Source organism: Ignavibacteria bacterium, from assembly GCA_025612375.1.
In the GTDB taxonomy this organism is placed as follows: Bacteria; Bacteroidota; Ignavibacteria; order Ignavibacteriales; family SURF-24; genus JAAXKN01.
This window is the reverse complement of sequence record JAAXKN010000004.1, coordinates 16,711-34,864: the sequence shown is the minus strand read 5'-3', so window position 1 is coordinate 34,864 and position 18,154 is coordinate 16,711. Positions and strand designations below refer to the sequence as shown.

General features: G+C 44.5%; 11 protein-coding genes. 6 read left to right on the top strand and 5 right to left on the bottom strand.

What is annotated here, in order from left to right:
* Positions 1-115: 115 nt before the first annotated feature.
* Entirely contained in the window at positions 116-4,588 is a 4,473-nt protein-coding gene (locus HF312_04405) for a T9SS type A sorting domain-containing protein (GenBank protein ID MCU7519433.1), read from the bottom strand.
* A 339-nt stretch (positions 4,589-4,927) separates the two neighbouring features.
* Between HF312_04405 and HF312_04400 the strand changes: the two genes are divergently transcribed.
* The 4 genes from HF312_04400 to HF312_04385 all read left to right on the top strand — a co-directional run bounded on the left by HF312_04400 (position 4,928) and on the right by HF312_04385 (position 11,025).
* The gene (locus HF312_04400) at positions 4,928-5,857 is read left to right on the top strand and encodes a TIGR01777 family protein (GenBank protein MCU7519432.1); all 930 of its coding nucleotides are present in this window, start codon (positions 4,928-4,930) and stop codon (positions 5,855-5,857) included.
* A gap of 282 nt (positions 5,858-6,139) precedes the next feature.
* The gene (locus HF312_04395) at positions 6,140-7,459 is read left to right on the top strand and encodes a T9SS type A sorting domain-containing protein (GenBank protein MCU7519431.1); all 1,320 of its coding nucleotides are present in this window, start codon (positions 6,140-6,142) and stop codon (positions 7,457-7,459) included.
* 232 nt (positions 7,460-7,691) lie between these two features.
* A complete protein-coding gene (locus tag HF312_04390) occupies positions 7,692-9,710 on the top strand; it encodes a glycoside hydrolase family 97 protein (protein MCU7519430.1) in 2,019 nt (672 codons plus the stop codon).
* Positions 9,711-9,870: 160 nt separating this feature from the next.
* Positions 9,871-11,025 (top strand): DUF116 domain-containing protein, encoded by a 1,155-nt coding sequence (locus tag HF312_04385; protein MCU7519429.1) that lies wholly within the window; start codon positions 9,871-9,873, stop codon positions 11,023-11,025.
* Positions 11,026-11,055: 30 nt separating this feature from the next.
* Here HF312_04385 and HF312_04380 read toward each other — a convergent pair whose 3' ends face one another.
* From HF312_04380 to HF312_04370, 3 genes are all read right to left on the bottom strand, one after another.
* Entirely contained in the window at positions 11,056-13,908 is a 2,853-nt protein-coding gene (locus HF312_04380) for a UPF0182 family protein (GenBank protein ID MCU7519428.1), read from the bottom strand.
* Positions 13,909-14,005: 97 nt separating this feature from the next.
* Positions 14,006-14,344, bottom strand: a complete 339-nt coding sequence (locus HF312_04375; GenBank protein MCU7519427.1) for a DUF488 domain-containing protein — start codon at positions 14,342-14,344, stop codon at positions 14,006-14,008.
* Between the two features lie 127 nt (positions 14,345-14,471).
* Positions 14,472-14,651 carry an HTH domain-containing protein gene (locus HF312_04370; protein ID MCU7519426.1) on the bottom strand — a complete coding sequence of 60 codons (180 nt, stop codon included), beginning with the start codon at positions 14,649-14,651 and terminating at the stop codon, positions 14,472-14,474.
* 354 nt (positions 14,652-15,005) lie between these two features.
* On the opposite strand from HF312_04370, the gene HF312_04365 reads away from it, so the two are divergent.
* Together HF312_04365 and HF312_04360 are read left to right on the top strand one after the other, a co-directional pair.
* Positions 15,006-16,373, top strand: coding sequence for an amino acid permease (locus HF312_04365; GenBank protein MCU7519425.1), 1,368 nt, complete (start codon positions 15,006-15,008; stop codon positions 16,371-16,373).
* Entirely contained in the window at positions 16,370-17,233 is an 864-nt protein-coding gene (locus HF312_04360) for a methyltransferase domain-containing protein (GenBank protein ID MCU7519424.1), read from the top strand. Before HF312_04365 ends, HF312_04360 begins: the two co-directional genes overlap by 4 nt.
* Before the next feature lie 63 nt (positions 17,234-17,296).
* On the opposite strand, the gene HF312_04355 is transcribed toward HF312_04360, so the two are convergent.
* Positions 17,297-17,974: an endonuclease III gene (locus HF312_04355; protein ID MCU7519423.1), complete on the bottom strand. Its 678-nt coding sequence runs from the start codon at positions 17,972-17,974 to the stop codon at positions 17,297-17,299.
* Positions 17,975-18,154 lie beyond the last annotated feature (180 nt).

The window sequence follows — 18,154 nt, the reverse complement described above, 5'->3', positions numbered from 1 at the left end:
TTTTTTCTCCGTGAGCGGCCGTCTGCGGGAAATAGCATGAGAGCAAAGTCAGCTAATGGCAAAAAAAAGCCGGTTCAAGAAGAACCGGCTTTTTTAGAGAAGGATTTGACCAGTTTTACTTAAGAAGCATCATTTTCTTAATGCCCGTAAAGTTGGTTCCGTCAATTCCCTTTGCTTCCAGCCTGTAAATATACATTCCGCTTGGCAGGTTAGACGCATTGAATGAAAGTATCTTATGGCCGGCAGGCATTAAGCTGCCATTCATAAGTGTTAAGACTTCCTCTCCAAGAACACTATAGATCTTCAATGTTACGTTTGCATTTGTCCTAAGGTCAAAGCTGATGGTAGTTGAAGGGTTAAACGGGTTCGGATAGTTCTGATTAAGAGCATATGTAGCAGGAATCTTTGATAAATTATCTTCAACTCCGCTTACAGCGTCAAAATCAGCCATGCTTCTCGGAATCAGTTCGTAGCCGTCGTTCAGGTCTTTGGATGAAGTATACTGACCAACGACACCCGTAATATTAGCAGGCAATTTAAGTTCTTTTGCTCCGTCGATATCGGTATCAAGATCGATAAAGAGTATAGTTGAATCTTTCTCGTTACCAACTATCATGCTGGTATTTACGCCCGATGCCGGCAAGATAGGGCTTGAAGGATATCTGTAAATGTTTTTAACTTTTACAAGACTTCCCTCATATTTTTCTGAATTAACATCTTTTATTGATATTTCAATTGGAGCAGGAACTCTTGCATTTGTCTTGAGTACCGTAACGCTTCCTTTTTCACCTACTTCAGTTGTAAGAGGAACAAATTCAGTTGCACCCTTATACTGATCGATCTTGCCTTTTACAAGTATGCTGTCGCCAATGTTCAGCGCGGCTGAAAGTTTCTTGGCTGAATAGAGCAGTACACCTGCAGTTCCGTCAGTAATATAGTAGTTATTTCCACCGGCACTTGCGGTAAAGTCGGGTGAAACAACAATGCCTTTAGCCTTAAGTGTCTGTCCCTTTCTGTCGGGTATAAAGTCGGTGTTCAAGTCTTCTCTTGCCGTTGCCAGAGAAAGAACCGGTACAGTTACGTCTGTTGTATTTCTCGGTATAAGTATGTAACCGTCACTGAGGGTCTGCGAATTCTGTCCGACCACGCCAATGATATCCAGCGGCCATTCAGGTTCACTTGTTCCCGGCAGCTTTGTGTCGTGATCAATAAAGAGTGACAAAGAATCTGTACTAGTGCCGACAGTCAAAGTTGTGTCGTTTGAAACCGGCCATGGCACGCTTGAAGTCATTTTTGAAAGGCCTCTTACAACAACAAGATTACCTTCATACTGTTCAGACTTAAGGTCTTTTACAGTAATGACCACCGGAGCAGGAACAGAAGCATTTGCTTTAAGAACAACCATACTTCCCTGGTCGCCGATAACGGTATCCGCAGGGGTGATTTCAGTCTGGCCGTTATGCTGGCCGATTACGCCTGTTACCCTGAGGCTGTCGCCAACGGTCAGTTCTTTAGTAAGCTTCTTTGCTGCAGAAAGAACGATACCGGCAGTCTTGTCGTTTAAGAAATAGACGCTTCCTGTGTCGCTTTTTGAGAGGTTATCTGTAACCACAACACCAACGATCGTTACACTCTGACCCATTTTGTCAGGTACAAGATCACTATTCAAGTCCTCTCTTGCCGAGGCAATTGAGATTGATGGAACCGGGGCCTCAGTGCCGAGCGTAAAGTCTGCCCCGCCAATTATCTTTGAGAGGACAAAATGCTTTAATGTATCAACAGTTGAAGGCAGCTGGCTCCATGTGTCAGAAGACTTCTGGTGCATTTTGAGGGCCGGTTCATAGATACCGTTTAACTCTGTAGTCGGGTTGTAGTAGAGTTTAAGGTCGGCATTCCAGCCTTTTACGCCACCGAAAGTTGAGACTGAATAGTTCTTGAATATTGAAGCCTGGGCATTTGAGGTAAGCTGAGAGCCCGGGACATAAGTCATGGCTACTGAATCGGGCAGTGTGCCTTTTCCCTTATGCCAGGTAATTTCGCCGATCGTTTTGCCGTCAACGCCTGTGAATACAGTGGTCAGGCTGTCTGCAATTTTTCCAGTGGCTGTAACTGAAGGCTTGCCTGTAGGGACATATTCATCAGCACCTATTGATACAGGTCCGGTAGTGAAACCTGTGCTTCTTGCATCCCCATCAATGTCAGTTGAAACCATAGCACTTGGAGTACCCTGTGCCTTCACGAGCCATGAGGATGGATTTATGTGAAGGTCATATAAAGTATCAGATTTAACGAATGAGGTTCTGGGATCAACTGAGAAAGAGTTTGTTTCTCTTGGAGCCAGATTTGCGATTGCCTTATATTCTGGCATTGTTCTGTAGATCTTAGTTCCGTCATAAACAACACCGCTGTTAGCAACTGATGTATCAGCAAAGAACAAATTATTATCGCTGCCTACTGTCATTCTCTGGAGGACTGCTGAATTTTCAACCTGGAAGCAGCTTGCTTCAGTTACGCCTGTACCATTAGAGCTTGTACCCATCGTATTTACTAACAGATTATTCTTAAGATCCAGTGTAGCAGTTGTAAAACTCTGCACATTCAGGCATGATGAACGATGAGCAGCATTTGTTGCAGCTACTGCCGGGGGAACAGAATTATTCAAATAAACAGTGTTATTATAGACACTAAAGGTTCCGTTTCCGCCGCCGTTTGTAATGGCAATTCCTCTTACAGCATTAATTGTACTGGAAGCCTTTGGAGCTCTGAGGTCATAGACCATATTATTAAAGATCTTCACCTTTACATTAGCTCCGGCGTGAATATTTGTAAAGATTCCGTCAGCGCGACCTGTAGTAGTGGCATTTGTAAAGATATCGTGGATCTTATTGCCGGAAATTTCGATATCTGTACCGTCCTTAACCGCAGGAACACAAATAGCGATAGTTGAACCGGTTGTTAATGCAGAATTGCTGTTATAAATTGAGCTCATCTCGTTATCGCGGATTATAATTTTTCCGCTGCTAACGACTGTAGCGCTTCCACCTGCATTGAACCAGATTCCATAAACCTGATTTGTGGTCTGAATTGCCACATCAAGATTCTGGAACTTATTTTTCTCAATTGTAAGATCGGATTCGCAATCAATCTGCATTACGCGCACATCGTAGCTTGCGCCCGATTTAATTGAAAAGTTTCCAAATGTACATCCTGTTACAACGTTGCCTCGGTTTGGATTAGTACCGCTGATACCATAAGTTTTCCAGGCATTAAGCCAGAAACCTGCGAAATTACAGTTTTCTATCTTATTATAGCTTATTGCCATGCTGGTATCTGTTTCTGATGAGCTGGATGTATAGAAACGTACACCCATCGCACCGGTTTGAACTATTCCTGCAGTAGGCTTCATATCAATCTTAAGGTCCTTCAGGTGATTAAACCTGCCGCCCTGTGTCATTTTACCGTTTAACTGGGAGTTACCCACGCAAACACCAAATTCGAACTTCAGTGCGAGAGTTGACAAGCCGTTGTCATTTAAGGTCAGGCCCTGAATTGTCGTATACTGTGTTCCATCGAGGCGGATAATTGCATCAGCAGTAGAAGCACCGGAAGTACTGCCGCTGCTACCGTTCGTAGGCATCAGGACAACCGGACCGCTTTCATTCATCAGTGTGATGGTATTTGTTTCCGAAGTTCCTTTTACATTAAGGAGATGAAAAATGTCATCATAGGATCCTTCACGGACTTTCAGAACCACAGGTCCTGCAATTCCATTTATGTTCAGTGCCGTTGCCGCGTCACTTATCGTCTTGTAGTCCGCACCTGTTCCACCTACGGTGTAAGTACCAGCAGGAATTGGAGTTGGTGTTACAGGCTCAAAAGTGAATACTGTGTTCGCATCAGGTGAGTTTGATATAGAGCTGAAAGCATTTGTCATTGTCTGGTGGTATACCCTTGGACTTGCTGTACCACCGACGTTAATGCTTAAGAATTTCCCTGTTGCCGAGCCAGCCGCTGTAATCGCTGTATTGTCAGCCAGACCAATTGAGGCTGAGGTACTTACATTGTTAGCCTTTGTCATGGCACCATAAACAAATTCTATTTTATTTGTGCCTTCATAAAGTTTTACCTGAAACTGAGAATTTGCTGAAGTGGAACTGTTCCACTTTACATTTTTCCATTCAACCGTAAGTATACGGCTTCCTGCAGCACCCTCTAGCAAATAAGTAATGTCGGAAGTTGCTCCAACCGCCAGATTATCCCATAATGGTGCAACAATCTGCCTTAAGGCTCCGTCCAGAGCATCGGCTTTTGTAGCATTAGCAAGATCTGCACCAAACCTTAAGAAACCGTTGGTTGAGACCTGGAACTGGGTATAATCCTTTCCAGCATAGTTAAACGAAAAGCCGATTTCGGTCGCATTAGTGTAACCTTCATCGGCTGTAGCTCCTGCAACCCAAGTAAACGGATTTGCTCCTGAAAGAGCAGTAAACGTTCCTGGAGCCGAGGAGAACTTGTAATTCAACTGTCCGTAGGTGCTAATTGAACACAGCACCACCAGTAAGAACACAATTGAAAAGATTTTCTTCATTTGGAATCCCCGAAGTAATTAATAAATAAGATGAATTAAAGAAAAAGACTAAAATGAAAAGCGAACAAAATTAAAGGACTGCTCCTATGAGATCCTTTCCCCGTATGGGGTACGGGACCCTTGGAGTTGAAAAGTAATGGCAAAGCTAAGACATTAATAGTTTTCTAGCAAGAAATACTTTTTAAATAATTTTTCCTCACCGAACCCCAAATCAGATAATCAGACCATATATCCGGCCAATATTAAGGGCGTATTTTACATATAGTTACAGAAAATGAATGCACTTGAAATAAAGAAATTAGGTTTGTAAATAAAATTAACAATCAGATTGAGAGGAATATGGGAAAGAAAATCATTATTACAGGCGCAACAGGCCTGATCGGGAAATATATTACACAGGTCTTAAGCTCACGCGGCGACGAGGTAACCGTTTTTACACGCTCTCCTAATACTGCCAAAAACGAACTCCCGGGCGCAAGGGAATTTGTCAAGTGGGACTCATATGATAAGACCGGTGAATGGCAGAGGCACATCGAGGGTAAGGACGCAATTCTGCACCTTGCCGGGGAACCGCTCCTGGGCGCCCTGTGGAGCAACGACTACAAGGAAAAAATACTTAAAAGCCGTGAACTTGGCACCAGAACCCTCGTTTATGCCATCAGCCGGACAGATAATAAGCCTAAAGCTTTTATTTCTGCCTCGGCAATCGGCTATTACGGCTCTTCTGAAAACAACGTCACGTATACAGAGGAAAGCCTTCCCGGAGATGGCTTTCTGGCAGAAGTATGCAAACGCTGGGAAACCGAGGCTGCCGAAGCTGAAAGCCTTGGACTGAGGCGGGCAAGCGTCAGGGTTGGAATCGTCCTCGATACAAGAGAAGGTGCTCTTGAAAAACTGCTTACCCCGTTCAAATACTTCATGGGGGGAACGGTAGGTGAAGGGAACCAGTGGATCTCCTGGATACACCTGATTGATGTGGCAAATATATTTATATTTGCCCTGGATAATGATTTTGTAGACGGAGCGCTTAATGCCGTTGCACCAAACCCCGTCAGAATGAAGGATTTTATGGAAATCCTGGGCGGCGTGATGAACAGGCCCTCGTGGCTAAAAATACCTGAATTCCCGATTAAAGCCGCAATTGGCGAAGCTTCGGTTCCTGTTACAGAAGGAATAAAAGTCCTGCCTGAAAGGACTCAGGAGCTGGGCTACCGGTTTCAGTTTTCCAGGTTTGAAGATGCACTGAACGACCTTCTGAAAAGCAGCTAGTTATTTCAGGAAAGAACCTCAGGTTGAGGTTCTTTCCCATTTACCTTGACATTTCACCTCTTTCAGCGTTAATCTATTAATTAGACCGGATCCTGTTATAATGCTTTATCCCATACTTATAAATTGCCGGAAGCAGATTAAAAGCATCCAGCTTACTGATGCTCTTTGCCGTTACACTCTGGCCATCCTGGTAACGTTGTCTTTAAGTTAAGTGATACTTAAGAAATTATCTCAAAGCGATTGTTCATTGCTAAATGAATAATAGAAAGGTCAGGATAGTGTATGAAACGTTTTACCATTTTCTTTTTTTTAATTTTAACTTTATCCCTCAGCGCACATGAGTGGAAGGAACAGGCATCAGGAACAAAAAAGGACCTTCTTTCCATTTCGGCTGTAACAAACAAGATCGTCTGGATAAGCGGCCGTCATGGTACTGTACTCCGCACTGTAGATGAAGGCACAACCTGGCGGAATGCTGGAGGCGGATCTGTACTCGATACAATGGACATATTGAACATTTTCGCCCTGGATTCCTCTACAGCCTTCTGCAGCGCTTCCCCGGTGACAGATACAATAATGTATAAGACTACCTCCTACATATTTAAGACAAGCAACGCCGGCAAAACCTGGACAAAAGTTTTTACGCAATCAGATGGACGGATAAACGGAATGTTTTTCTTCGATACCAGCCGTGGCATTGCCTGCGGAAACCCGGTTAATAACCGATGGTCCATCTGGATTACAAATGACGGCGGCATAACCTGGGACTCTAGCAAAATAAAAATTGCAATGGCTGCCCAATCCAGCTCCGGATGGAATAACTCGGTCTGGGGAGATACCTCATCCCACATGCTGGCTTTCGGAACAAATGATTCAACACTCTACGTCTCAACTGATTCAGGAAAAACCTGGACCTCCAAAGCCACAAAGGGACTTAGAGATATCACTGCAATTTATTTCTCCAATAATAACGGCTTTGCAGCAGGTGAAAGCTTACTAAGAACTGAAGACCTGGGAAAAACCTGGAGAACTGTAAACGCTTCCGGAACCGGAATGATCACCGGAATAATTGTACACGAGAACTGGGACTGCTTTATGACGAGAATGGGAAATAAAACAATACCGGATAATCACGTCTACAGCGCCCAGAACTTCGGCGACAGCACCTGGCACGTTGCCTATACCGCGCCTGATACATCCGCATATTTATATCTTACTCAGGCCCGTAACGGACAGGGCAATGCATGGGCGGTTAGACAGAATGGAGGAATTACAATCGGGCTGCACTCGCCATCAGAAAGCCAGCCATCTGCAGTTGAAAAAGGCAATACTTCACCAACAGTTTATAGCTTAAGCCAGAATTACCCGAATCCGTTTAACCCCAGCACAACAATTAAATATTCCATTCCTGAAAGAAAGCTTGTCAATATTAAGGTATTCGATATCCTGGGGAAAGAAGTTGCAGTTCTCACAAATGACTTTAAGGATGCGGGCACATATACCCTTCAGTTTGACGGAAGCAGCCTGCCAAGCGGAATGTATATCTACAGGATTCAGGCCGGAACATTTACTGAAAGCAGAAAACTGATGCTGCTAAAGTAACCATTCAGTGAGAAGGCCCGGGCATTTATGCTTTTTTGCCTATTTCTCTTTTGAATTGCCGCGAAGGCTAAAGCTCGCGGCAATTCAGCTTTCTTAATCAGATCGCGCTGCAAATATTTTAAATATGAAGTTTATCTTTTTTATTTTATATTCCTTCCTGAATTTTATCTGTAATAATCCCCTGTAACTTTTGAATTTATATATTATTAAAATTCATTAATGGGAGCTCATTATGTTTTCAAAGAAAACTGCAGATTGCTTTCTCTTCCTTAAGCACCCTGGGGCTTCACTTATTTCAAAGTACACCATTCTGTTTTCTATTCTTCTTTTCAGCACCGCCTCGGGTGAGGATTATTCCGTTAAGTCACCCAATGGTAGACTGACAGTTACAGTCTCAACTAAGGACAGCGTAATTTTTTCCGTTTTACTGGACGGAAAAAACCTGATTAACCCGAGCCCTGTTTCAATGAGGCTGAAAAATGGGATGCAGCTGGGTAAAAACACTTCAGTTAAAGGGACAAAGAAAAATACAATAAATGAAACAATTGAAGCGGTTGTACCCGTTAAGAATAAGATAATTAAAAATAACTGCAATGAGCTCTTAATAAACTTCAAGGGGAATTACAGCCTGGCCTTCAGGGCTTACGACGACGGAATGGCCTACAGGTTTATTACAGACTTCCCCGACAAGGAGATAACCGTGGAATGGGAAAATGCCAGGTTCAATTTTGCCGGCGACTACAGGGTCTTCTTTCCCGAAGAAGAGCTCTGGGACTTTGTATCCCATTATGAACGTTCATATAAGGACACGCATCTTCTGGCAATAAAAGATACACAGTTCTGTTCACTCCCTGTCCTTCTTTCTACTGAAAACAAAACTAAGATTCTTATAACTGAAGCTGACCTTTACGACTATCCCAACATGTTCCTCTATGGAACAGGAGCTGCAGCCTTCAGGCCGGCCTTTCCCAAAGTCACGCTTGCACTTAACCACGTTAACGACAGGGATGACGACATAACAAAACTTGCCGATTATATAGCAGTTGTAAAAGGCAGAAGAACTTTCCCCTGGCGCGTTATTGCTGTTGCACCCGACGACAAAGACCTGCTTGAATGTGACCTCGTCTATAAACTCTCAAGCCCTAACGAAATTGAAAATACGAACTGGATCAAGCCTGGCAGGGTTGCATGGGACTGGTGGAATGACCGCAATATATATAACGTCAGTTTCCCCTCCGGAATTAATACAAACACATATAAGTATTATATTGATTTCGCCTCCAGATTTGGCCTGGAATATGTGATTCTGGATGAGGGGTGGTCACGTTCGAGCCACGACCTTCTGCATACCGTACCGGAACTTGACCTTCCGGAACTTATTCAGTATGCCCAAAAGAAAAACGTCGGTCTTATACTATGGGTCCTCTGGAATGCGCTCGACGAAAATATAACACAGGTTCTGGACCAGTTTGCTTCCTGGGGTGTTAAGGGAATTAAAGTCGACTTCATGCAAAGGGGCGACCAGTATATGGTAAACTTCTATGAACGCACAGCCAATGAGGCTGCTAAAAGAAAACTTGCTGTAGATTTTCATGGGGCGTACAAGCCTTCGGGACTTAACCGCAAATATCCGAACGTCCTTTCGCAGGAAGGTGTAAAGGGTCTGGAACACGATAAGTGGAGTACAGACGTCACCCCCACGCACGACGTTACACTCCCATTTACAAGGATGGCCGCAGGACCCATGGATTTTACGCCGGGCGCAATGATAAACGCAAACAAGGACGATTTCCGCGCAATATTCTCTGAACCGATGAGCCAGGGGACACGATGCCATCAGGCGGCAATGTACGTGGTATTTACAAGCCCCTTGCAGATGTTTTCGGATAATCCTTCAAATTATATGAAAGATTCGGCTTATACACGTTTCATTTCACGCATGCCCTCAGTCTGGGATAAAACCGTGGGGCTCAGTTCCCAGGCAGGAGAATATGTGTCTGTTGCAAGAAAAAGCGGCAGCTCCTGGTACATTGGTGCAATGACGGACTGGAATAGCCGGGAGCTTGAAATCCCGCTTTCATTTCTTGAGGCTGGGAGCTACAGACTTGAATACATTGAGGACGGGGTTAATGCAAACCGCCATGCCTCAGACTATAAATTTGGCAATAAGGACATTAAATCTTCAGAAACATTAAAGATAAAACTTGCACCCGGAGGAGGATGGGCTGGAATTTTAACTCCTGCTAAATAACCGCCAAATTAACAATTACTGAAAAACCCCTGAGAAATTCTTTTTCAGGGGCTTTATATCTCCGGAACTTCTCCCAGAAGAAAACTTTCACCGTTGAAACAAACCCAAATTTAATTATATTTCCCTGAAGTGATTATTGAATTTTTACAGGGGGATATTCATGGAAACTATCACATATTCTCTCAGATGCGGGGATAAAAATTCGCAGGAGTACTATAAAACTGTAAGCAGGTTTGCTGACGAGGTTTTAATAAAGTCTGAGGATTCCCTTCTGCCGCTCATTAAAGATTTTAAAGAATATCTGAAGAAATACAAGCTCGAAGAAATCCGTGAAGATGAGGAATATCTTCTTGAACTGATCAGTTTTGGAGTATTGTGGCAGACTTACGCTCACGTTGCACTCAAAGTCCACGCTGCACCTTTTGTAACACTTTCCCATATGTCGGAGTGGCGCAAAAGGCATCAGAAGGTAAAACCATATATTGACATAGCCCGGGGCCTCCTCACCACTCTTTTTCTTCTGCCGCAGAAGTCACGATCCAAAGAACATTCACTTCCGACCTTAAACCAGATAGACCACGTCTGCAAATGGTTCGAAGCAACGGGGGAATTCCGCGAGCAGGCACTGCGATTCATTCTCTGGAGGGCTTACTGGCAGACTAAGAGCAAGGAGGAACTGCAGGTTATTTTTCAAACCATATACAATTTCACCCTGTGGTTTCAGGAAAGCTCACTCAAGGCGCTTGGCAAATACACGGAAAATGTGGAAGGTTTCTTAAGAAAATCATTTAATCATTACATGTGGCGTGAGGACCGGATTTCCTGCACGCGCTCGCGTGCAGAGTATCATCTTAACATGGCCGGAGCAGAGCTGATGAACAGGGCATTCAGGAAAGATTTTCAGAATACGGAGACTAAAGCCGTTCTGCTTCCCGGCTGCATGAGAGGCCGCCCGGCTGAAGAGTGTGAAGCCACAAAGGTCCCGGGAGGGCTGCGCTGTGAAGGCTGCCTTGCAGGCTGCCGCGTTAACCAGATCCGCGAGATGGGAAGGAAGTATAATTTTGAAGTTTACGTCATTCCCCATGCATCCGACCTTTCGCTCTGGGGGCCGCGTGAGAGTGCCCCAAGCCGGGGAGTAATTGCATCGGCCTGCATTACAACTCTTGTTGAAGGAGGCTGGGAGCTCAAACGCTACGATGTACCCGCCCAGTGCGTCATTCTGGACTTTTGCGGCTGCAAAAAACACTGGCACAAAGACGGGCTTGAAACAGAGCTGAACATCCGGGAACTAAAGAAAATACTTTTAGAATCCTGAACCTTCAGCCTCTGTTTCATAAATCCATAATTATTTGGCCTGATTTGAAAGTGTCTGCAGCGTCTGCTGCAGTCTTTCAAGTTCCCTGGCCGCCTCAGGAAATTTCTTCTCTCCCTGAAGCCTCAGATAATTGTTAAAGGCATCATTGGCAGTTTTAATCTGCGCCTGCATACTGGGAGCCTGCTGCTGCGCCGCCTGAGGCTTAGTGCCGCTTGAAGCAGTCTCGGCAGGAGGCGGCTGGGGCGAGCGGCTGAATAGTCCGCCTAAGGCATCCTCAAAGGTTTTTGCATAACTCATATTTTCCTGATGCATTACAACCACAAGCCTCAGCTCTGGATAAGCTGCTGTTTCTGCCTGCAGGTAGATCGGTTCAACATAAAAAAGTGTGTTATTTACCGGGATCGCCAGTACATTTCCGCGTATCACCTTTGAACCGTGCTGATCCCAGAGCGTAAGCTGTCCTGACAAGTAGCTGTCCTGGTCAATTTTCGTTTCCACCTGCTGAGGTCCAAGCACAGTCTGATCCTTTGGGAACTGGTACGAGATAAATCGCCCGTAATTTTCAGGGTCGCACATTCCTGCAATCCATCCGATAAGCACCTGCCGGTTCTTGGGAGTAAATGGAAGCATCAGGACAAACTGCTGCTTGTCTGAGCCCGGTACCTGCCACATTATATAGTATGGATCTACCGGCTGCACCTCGTTATAATATTTTGCCGTCGCCCTGACCCAGAGGTCCTCCTGGTTGTAGAAGACCGTAGGATCTGTCATATGATATTTTGCATAAACTATGCCCTGAGTCAGAAGCATTTCCATGGGATAACGCAAGTGGTTCAGAATTTCCTTAGGCATCTCCTCACGTGACTTGAAAAGATGAGGGAATATTTTGCTCCAGACCTTAATTATAGGGTCTTTCTTGTCCATAATATAGAAGTTCACCGTTCCGTCGTATGCATCAACAACAGCTTTAACGGAATTGCGGATATAATTTGCACCTTCCAGATAAGAGCTGAAATCCGTAGTGAGGTTTCTTGTCTCGTTGCCTTCCTTATAGGGAATATTTTCCTGAGCTGAAAAGGGCTGGCTGTACGGGTAGTTGCCCGAGGTGGTATAAGCATCCAGCATCCAGTAAAGTCTCCCGTTGGCAAGGACTATATAGGCATCCTTATCAAAATTAAGGAACGGGGCAAGCAGCTTTACCCTCTCCTGCACCTGGCGGTGAAACATGAGGCGGCTTTGGGTTGTGGGATAGTCTGAGAAGAGGAAATTGGTCCCGTCGAACTTCCACCCGTAAAGGAATTTCCTCCAGAAGTTTGATAGCTCAACTCCTCCTTTGCCCGAATATTTTGTATAGACATTATCCTCGCCGCTGGGGTAGTCAAACTCCTTCGCCTTGGTGTTTACAACAACGGGCGAGTTCGTTTCCTCTCCAAAATAGATCTGCGGCTGGCTGACCTTGAGAGAAGGTGATTCGCTGACCGGCGGAATATCCTTTATTAAAAGGTGCGGCAGCCCCTGCTCCGTAAATTCATTAACGGCTGCCATTGTGATTCCGTAGCCGTGAGTGTACTGGAATCTTTTGTTGACGAAGGTCTGGCTCTGAGGCGGCAGGTTGTCCAGATTAATCTCGCGGCCGGAGACCATAACCTGCCTCATTTTACCGTCAATATTATAGCGGTCCACGTCAACGTCAGAAAACTCATAATAAAGGCGGATCGACTGAAACTGCCTGTAGACAGCGTCGAGAGCCTTCCAGTCCCAGAGCCGGACGTTATTAAAGATATTTGGATTATTCTGAACAGTCTGCTGTGTAAATGATCCTGTAAGGGGGTATTCCTTTTCCTCCATATTATCCAGCCCGAAAGCCATGCGTGTAAACTTTATGTTGTTCTGTATATACGGGCGTTCGAATGTTATTTCGTTTGGTTCAACCACGAGCCACTGAAAAATTTGCGGAAGTGCTCCAAAGGCTATAATCCAGATTGCCGCAATAAGAACGGCCGGCACCGCAAGCACGCCAATATATGGGCGGTCGGAAAACTTGCGGAACTTCCTCGAATAAAACTCCCCTGCCTTGCGGCGCGTGTAGGGCACTAATAACAATAAACCGATAATAACGAGTAAAACAATTACAACTGCATATGCCGGAAGAAGAATGTTTACATCCGTCCAGCCCGGTCCTGCAACTACTCCTGTGGAGGAAAACATAAGGTGATAGCGCTCTAAATATCTTCCCACGGCAAGAGCAAGGACAAAGACGGAAGAAGTAAGGAATAACGGGCTCGACCATCCGGCGCTGTTTATTTCAATTTCATACGGGAAATAAAGGAAGATATTATTCTCCCTGAAACGCGTAAATGAAACGACGAGTGCTGCAATAAGCGCAACTGTCGAGGAAAGCATGAAGAGCCAGTAAATGGAATCATAAAAAGGAAGCGAGAACAGGTAGAAGCCTACGTCTTGTCCAAGTATGGGCTCACGAATTCCGGTATCTACCCTGTTGAAGAATTTAAGGATCACCTCCCAGTTGGAATATCCCCAGAGCCCGCCCATGACAAGTCCCAGCACACGGGCAGCTATGTGGACGGTTTTATTCCTTCGTGGAATTGAAAGCATCAGAACGTAAATTAAGATGTAGCCCAGAATGGCTCCAAGTACGCCGAAGCCGATATTTGAGGAATTAATAATCCAGAACCGGTCGCCGTAGCCGAGGCTTTCGTACCACAGCGCCTCTCCCCAGAAATCCATAAACCAGAAAAAGAAGATCGTGAGGGCTGCAATTACGGCGCCAAGCAGCATTCTTCCCTTTTCCTGTCTTTTTGCTCCTGTAAAAAACAGAAAAGCAGCAATTAAAAGCAGAGCTATAAATAAGGCATTATACATTTATCTTTCCTCCCCGGTAAAAATGAAAGCTCATTCAGATTAATTATACAAATATATAATTCCTGCAGTTATGAAACTGCTCTGCGGCTTAAAATTTTCATAGCATTCCGGCAATTACCACTGCCTGGTTATGTTCAGTATCCTTTGCCCCGTAGAGGAGAGTTACAGTCTTGTTTTCCTTTTCAGCATTACGGATTTCACTTAATAGATCTTTTTTACCAGAGAGTTCACTGCGGTACTTCTTTTTGAACTCCTGCCACTTTGCCGGATCGTGATTAAACCACTTCCTGAGTTCGCTGCTCGGCCCCAGTTCCTTAAGCCATAGGTCAACGTGTGAGCCTTCTTTTTTTATCCCCCTTGGCCACAGGCGGTCGACAAGGATTCTAAAGCCGTCCTCCTCGTCGTATTCTTCATATATTCGTTTAAGCTTTACCATACCAATTTCCGGGCTGTTATGAATGAAGATAAAAAGAAAGACGGAGAAAAGAAATGGAGATAGGTTTTAGAATAAAGCCGCCCGGCACAGTGCGGGCGGCTTTATTAAGAATTAAGATAAAAACTGCTTACTTTGCGGGTTCCCAGAAGCAGTTCTTTGGGGAAGATATTTTCCCATCAGTTTTTAATTTTTTCATGGCCTTGTCAACCTCTTTTCTTTCAATGCCTGAGATTTCGGCTATCTGACCTGCCGACAAAGGCTTCTGTGCCTTTTTCATTGTTTCCAGTACCTGCTCTGCTACTTCCATTTATACTCCTATAGATAATGTAAAAAGTTCTTTTTCATCTTCCGGCAGTAAGTTACCGGGTCTTTAAATTAGCTTATTTTATTTTCTGAAGAAAGAAAATTTTAATTTGTCCGGATATTTTTTTATGATACCCCAAGGCTCTCTAAGACATGGCCACGCGCAACACTTCAAAAGCATATGGGGGAATGAAAGACGCTTGCTATTGACCGGGAAATATTTAAAATACCTAAAAGTAACTTTGATCTGAATCATCTGCATGGCTTCCTAAATTATATTCGCTTTTCAAATCCTCCTTAAGCGATTATTCCCTTTCTCGACTGAATCGGTTTTAAGAAATTTCTGCGGGTTAATCTTATGCATGAACCGGGAAGAAATATAAAAGGGGAACTTCATCTTACATCAAAACAAATTTCCGTCGCCGGAGGAGTGGCAATTGTAAGCGGGATGGTAATTGGCCCCGGAATTTTCAAGACCCCTTCAATTGTTGCCGCAAATTCAGGCAGTGAAATTATTACTCTCGGCCTCTGGCTTCTGGGCGGAATTATATCGCTGCTCGGGGCTCTCTGCTACGCAGAACTTACAAGCACTTACCCTAATGCCGGAGGAGAATATTATTTTCTTACAAAGTCTTTCGGCAAACGCATAGCATTTTTGTTCGCCTGGGCACGCATGACGGTCATTCAAACCGGATCAATTGTAATGCTTTCATTTATTATTGGAGACTACGCTTCAGAAGCACTCCGCCTGGGAACATATTCATCTTCAATATACGCTGCTTTAACTGTACTCATCTTAACAGGGGTTAATCTCTTGGGACTTCCTTCAAGCAGCAGGCTTCAGATGGCGCTGATTGCAGGAATGCTCGCCGGAATCATGATAATTGTTTTCGCGGGCATTATCTCACCTTCTCCTCAGGAGCTAAATGCCATTACTGCCCCAGAAGGTGAAGCTCCAGATGAAACAAGCCTGGCGTTTGGAAGGGCAATGATATTTATTCTTTTAACCTACGGAGGCTGGAACGAGGCAGCTTACATATCAGCCGAGGTAAAAAGCAGGAAAGGAATAGTTAAGGTCCTTTTCTACAGCATTGGACTTATTACTTTCGTCTATCTCCTTATAAATTTTTCTTTACTTAAAGGTTTCGGCTTCTTGAACGTTTCCGCATCTGAAACCGTGGCAGCGGACTTCGTACTAAGGGCACTCGGCAAAGACTGGGTGAAACTGATCAGCCTTTTAATTGCTGCCTCAGCCCTCAGCACCGTAAACGCCGTAATGATCACGGGCGCCAGGACGAACTATGCCCTCGGACGGGATTTCAGTACCTTCCGTTTTCTTTCCAAATGGAACAGTAATGAAAAATCCCCCCAAAACGCATTCCTGTTCCAGAGCGGGATTGCCTTTATTTTAATAATTCTTGGAAGCCTTACAAGAAGCGGCTTTGTTACCATGGTTGAATATACGGCACCTGTCTTCTGGCTATTCTTTCTCCTTGTTGGAGTAACTCTTTTTATTCTGCGCTATAAAGATCCAATTACGTTCCGCCCGTTTAGTGTTCCATTGTACCCTGTTGTACCTGTCATGTTCTGCTTAAGCGCAGCCTATATGCTTCACTCAAGCTTAAGCTATACGGGTATCGGGGCCTTAATAGGCATATGTGTTTTATTTGCCGGAATACCATTTTTATTCATAAAAAATTCCGAAGAAAAGGAGGAGCAACTATGAAACACGTTAAAAAATATTATCTGTTTATTCTGACACTGTTTTTTATTCAGAATGTAAGTTTTTCTCAGGTACCTTTCGTCCCGACTCCCTATGAGGTCGTCGAAGGAATGCTTAAACTGGCAGATGTTGGTGAAGATGACATAGTCTACGACCTGGGCTGCGGGGACGGAAGGATTGTCGTTACAGCGGCAGCTAAATACGGCGCCCATGGCCTGGGAGTAGATAACGATCCGCAGCGCGTAAAGGAAAGCATGGAAAACGTGGAGTCAAACGGAGTTAAGGATAAGGTGGAGATCCGCCAAGAGAACCTTTTCAAGACCGACTTAAGCAAAGCTACTGTCGTAACGCTGTATCTCCTGAGTGATATAAACGTTAAGCTCCGTCCGAAGCTTTTCGATGAATTGAGACCGGGCACGAGGATTGTGTCTAATAGTTTTGACATGGACGAGTGGGAGCCTGAACAGATCAACCTGGTTAACGGGCGCACATTGTATTTTTGGAAAATTCCCGCAAACACCTCCGGCAGATGGGAATGGGTAATTCCCAACGGTACGTCTAATGAGAATTACACCCTCACGCTTAACCAGAAATTCCAGAAGGTTAACGGGACGCTTGAAGTAGGAAAAGAAACCTATCAGATTATGAATACAAAACTTGATGGTGATTCTCTTGAATTCAGCATCCTCAGGAATGTAGGTGATAAGCAGGTAAAACATACCTTCAAAGGGAAGGCTATGGAAAATATGTTTCAGGGAACGCTTCAAAGGCAGGATGAAAACGAACTGGCATTTTCGGCAAAACGCAAAATTGGGACCATGAAACCCATTGACCCTTTGATGATCAAAAGAGCAGGATTTTAACCTTTATAGTATCTTCCGGCACCGGGCGGACTTCCCTGTCCGCCCCTGCCTTGTCTGTAACAGTTACCCTACATGGTCCAGCAGCAGGAATGTACCGCCTTTATATTCATTCACCTCTGTCATATTCTTATTGTCATATTCACATAAGTCAAACAAAGGGCAGATTGAGCAGTTTGGAAGCGTCTGCCGGCAGATTTCCCTTCCGAATCGGATAAGATTTGCGTGCAGCGAGTGTGCCGTCCCCTCAGGAAGCGTTTTATTTAATTCCAGCGAGGTCTTCTCGGGCGTCGTGGCTTTTATTACACCTGTTCTGTTTAATATGCGGAAGATGTGCCTGTCTACAGGGCATACATTCCTGTGAAAGGCAAACATCATAACGCACTGCGCTGTTTTAATTCCAATACCTTTGTGGCTTGTCAGGCTTTCAATTGCCTGGGTTGTATCCATGTCTTTCAGGTAATCCAGGGACATACGGCCGTAAGTCTCCAGGAGGTAATTAAGGACATTTATTATTGCTCTTGCCTTGGGGCGGCTGAATCCTGCCGATTTTATCGGATCCTCCAGGGAATCAACATCTGCCCGGGCGGCATCTTCCCACCGGGGATACTTCTTCTTAAGGTTCAGAAATGACTTATATGAATTCCGGTCGTTTGTATTCTGTGAGAGAATTGTGGCAATGAGAATATCCACCGGATCAGGCTCAGGGTTCTCCTGACGGGGTAGCCCGTACTGCTTTATCAGGATTTTGTTGATTTTTGAAAGCTTTTCTTTTGACATGTCATTTCCCGGCTTTTTATAAAAGATAAGATTTTTACAGCATCCATAACAATATCGTTATTTTGGGAAAAAGGCCGTTTTTACAGCTTTTTTCCCTCACCCCGGCAGGCTTTTATCTAAACTTTAAATGATATTTTACTGTTA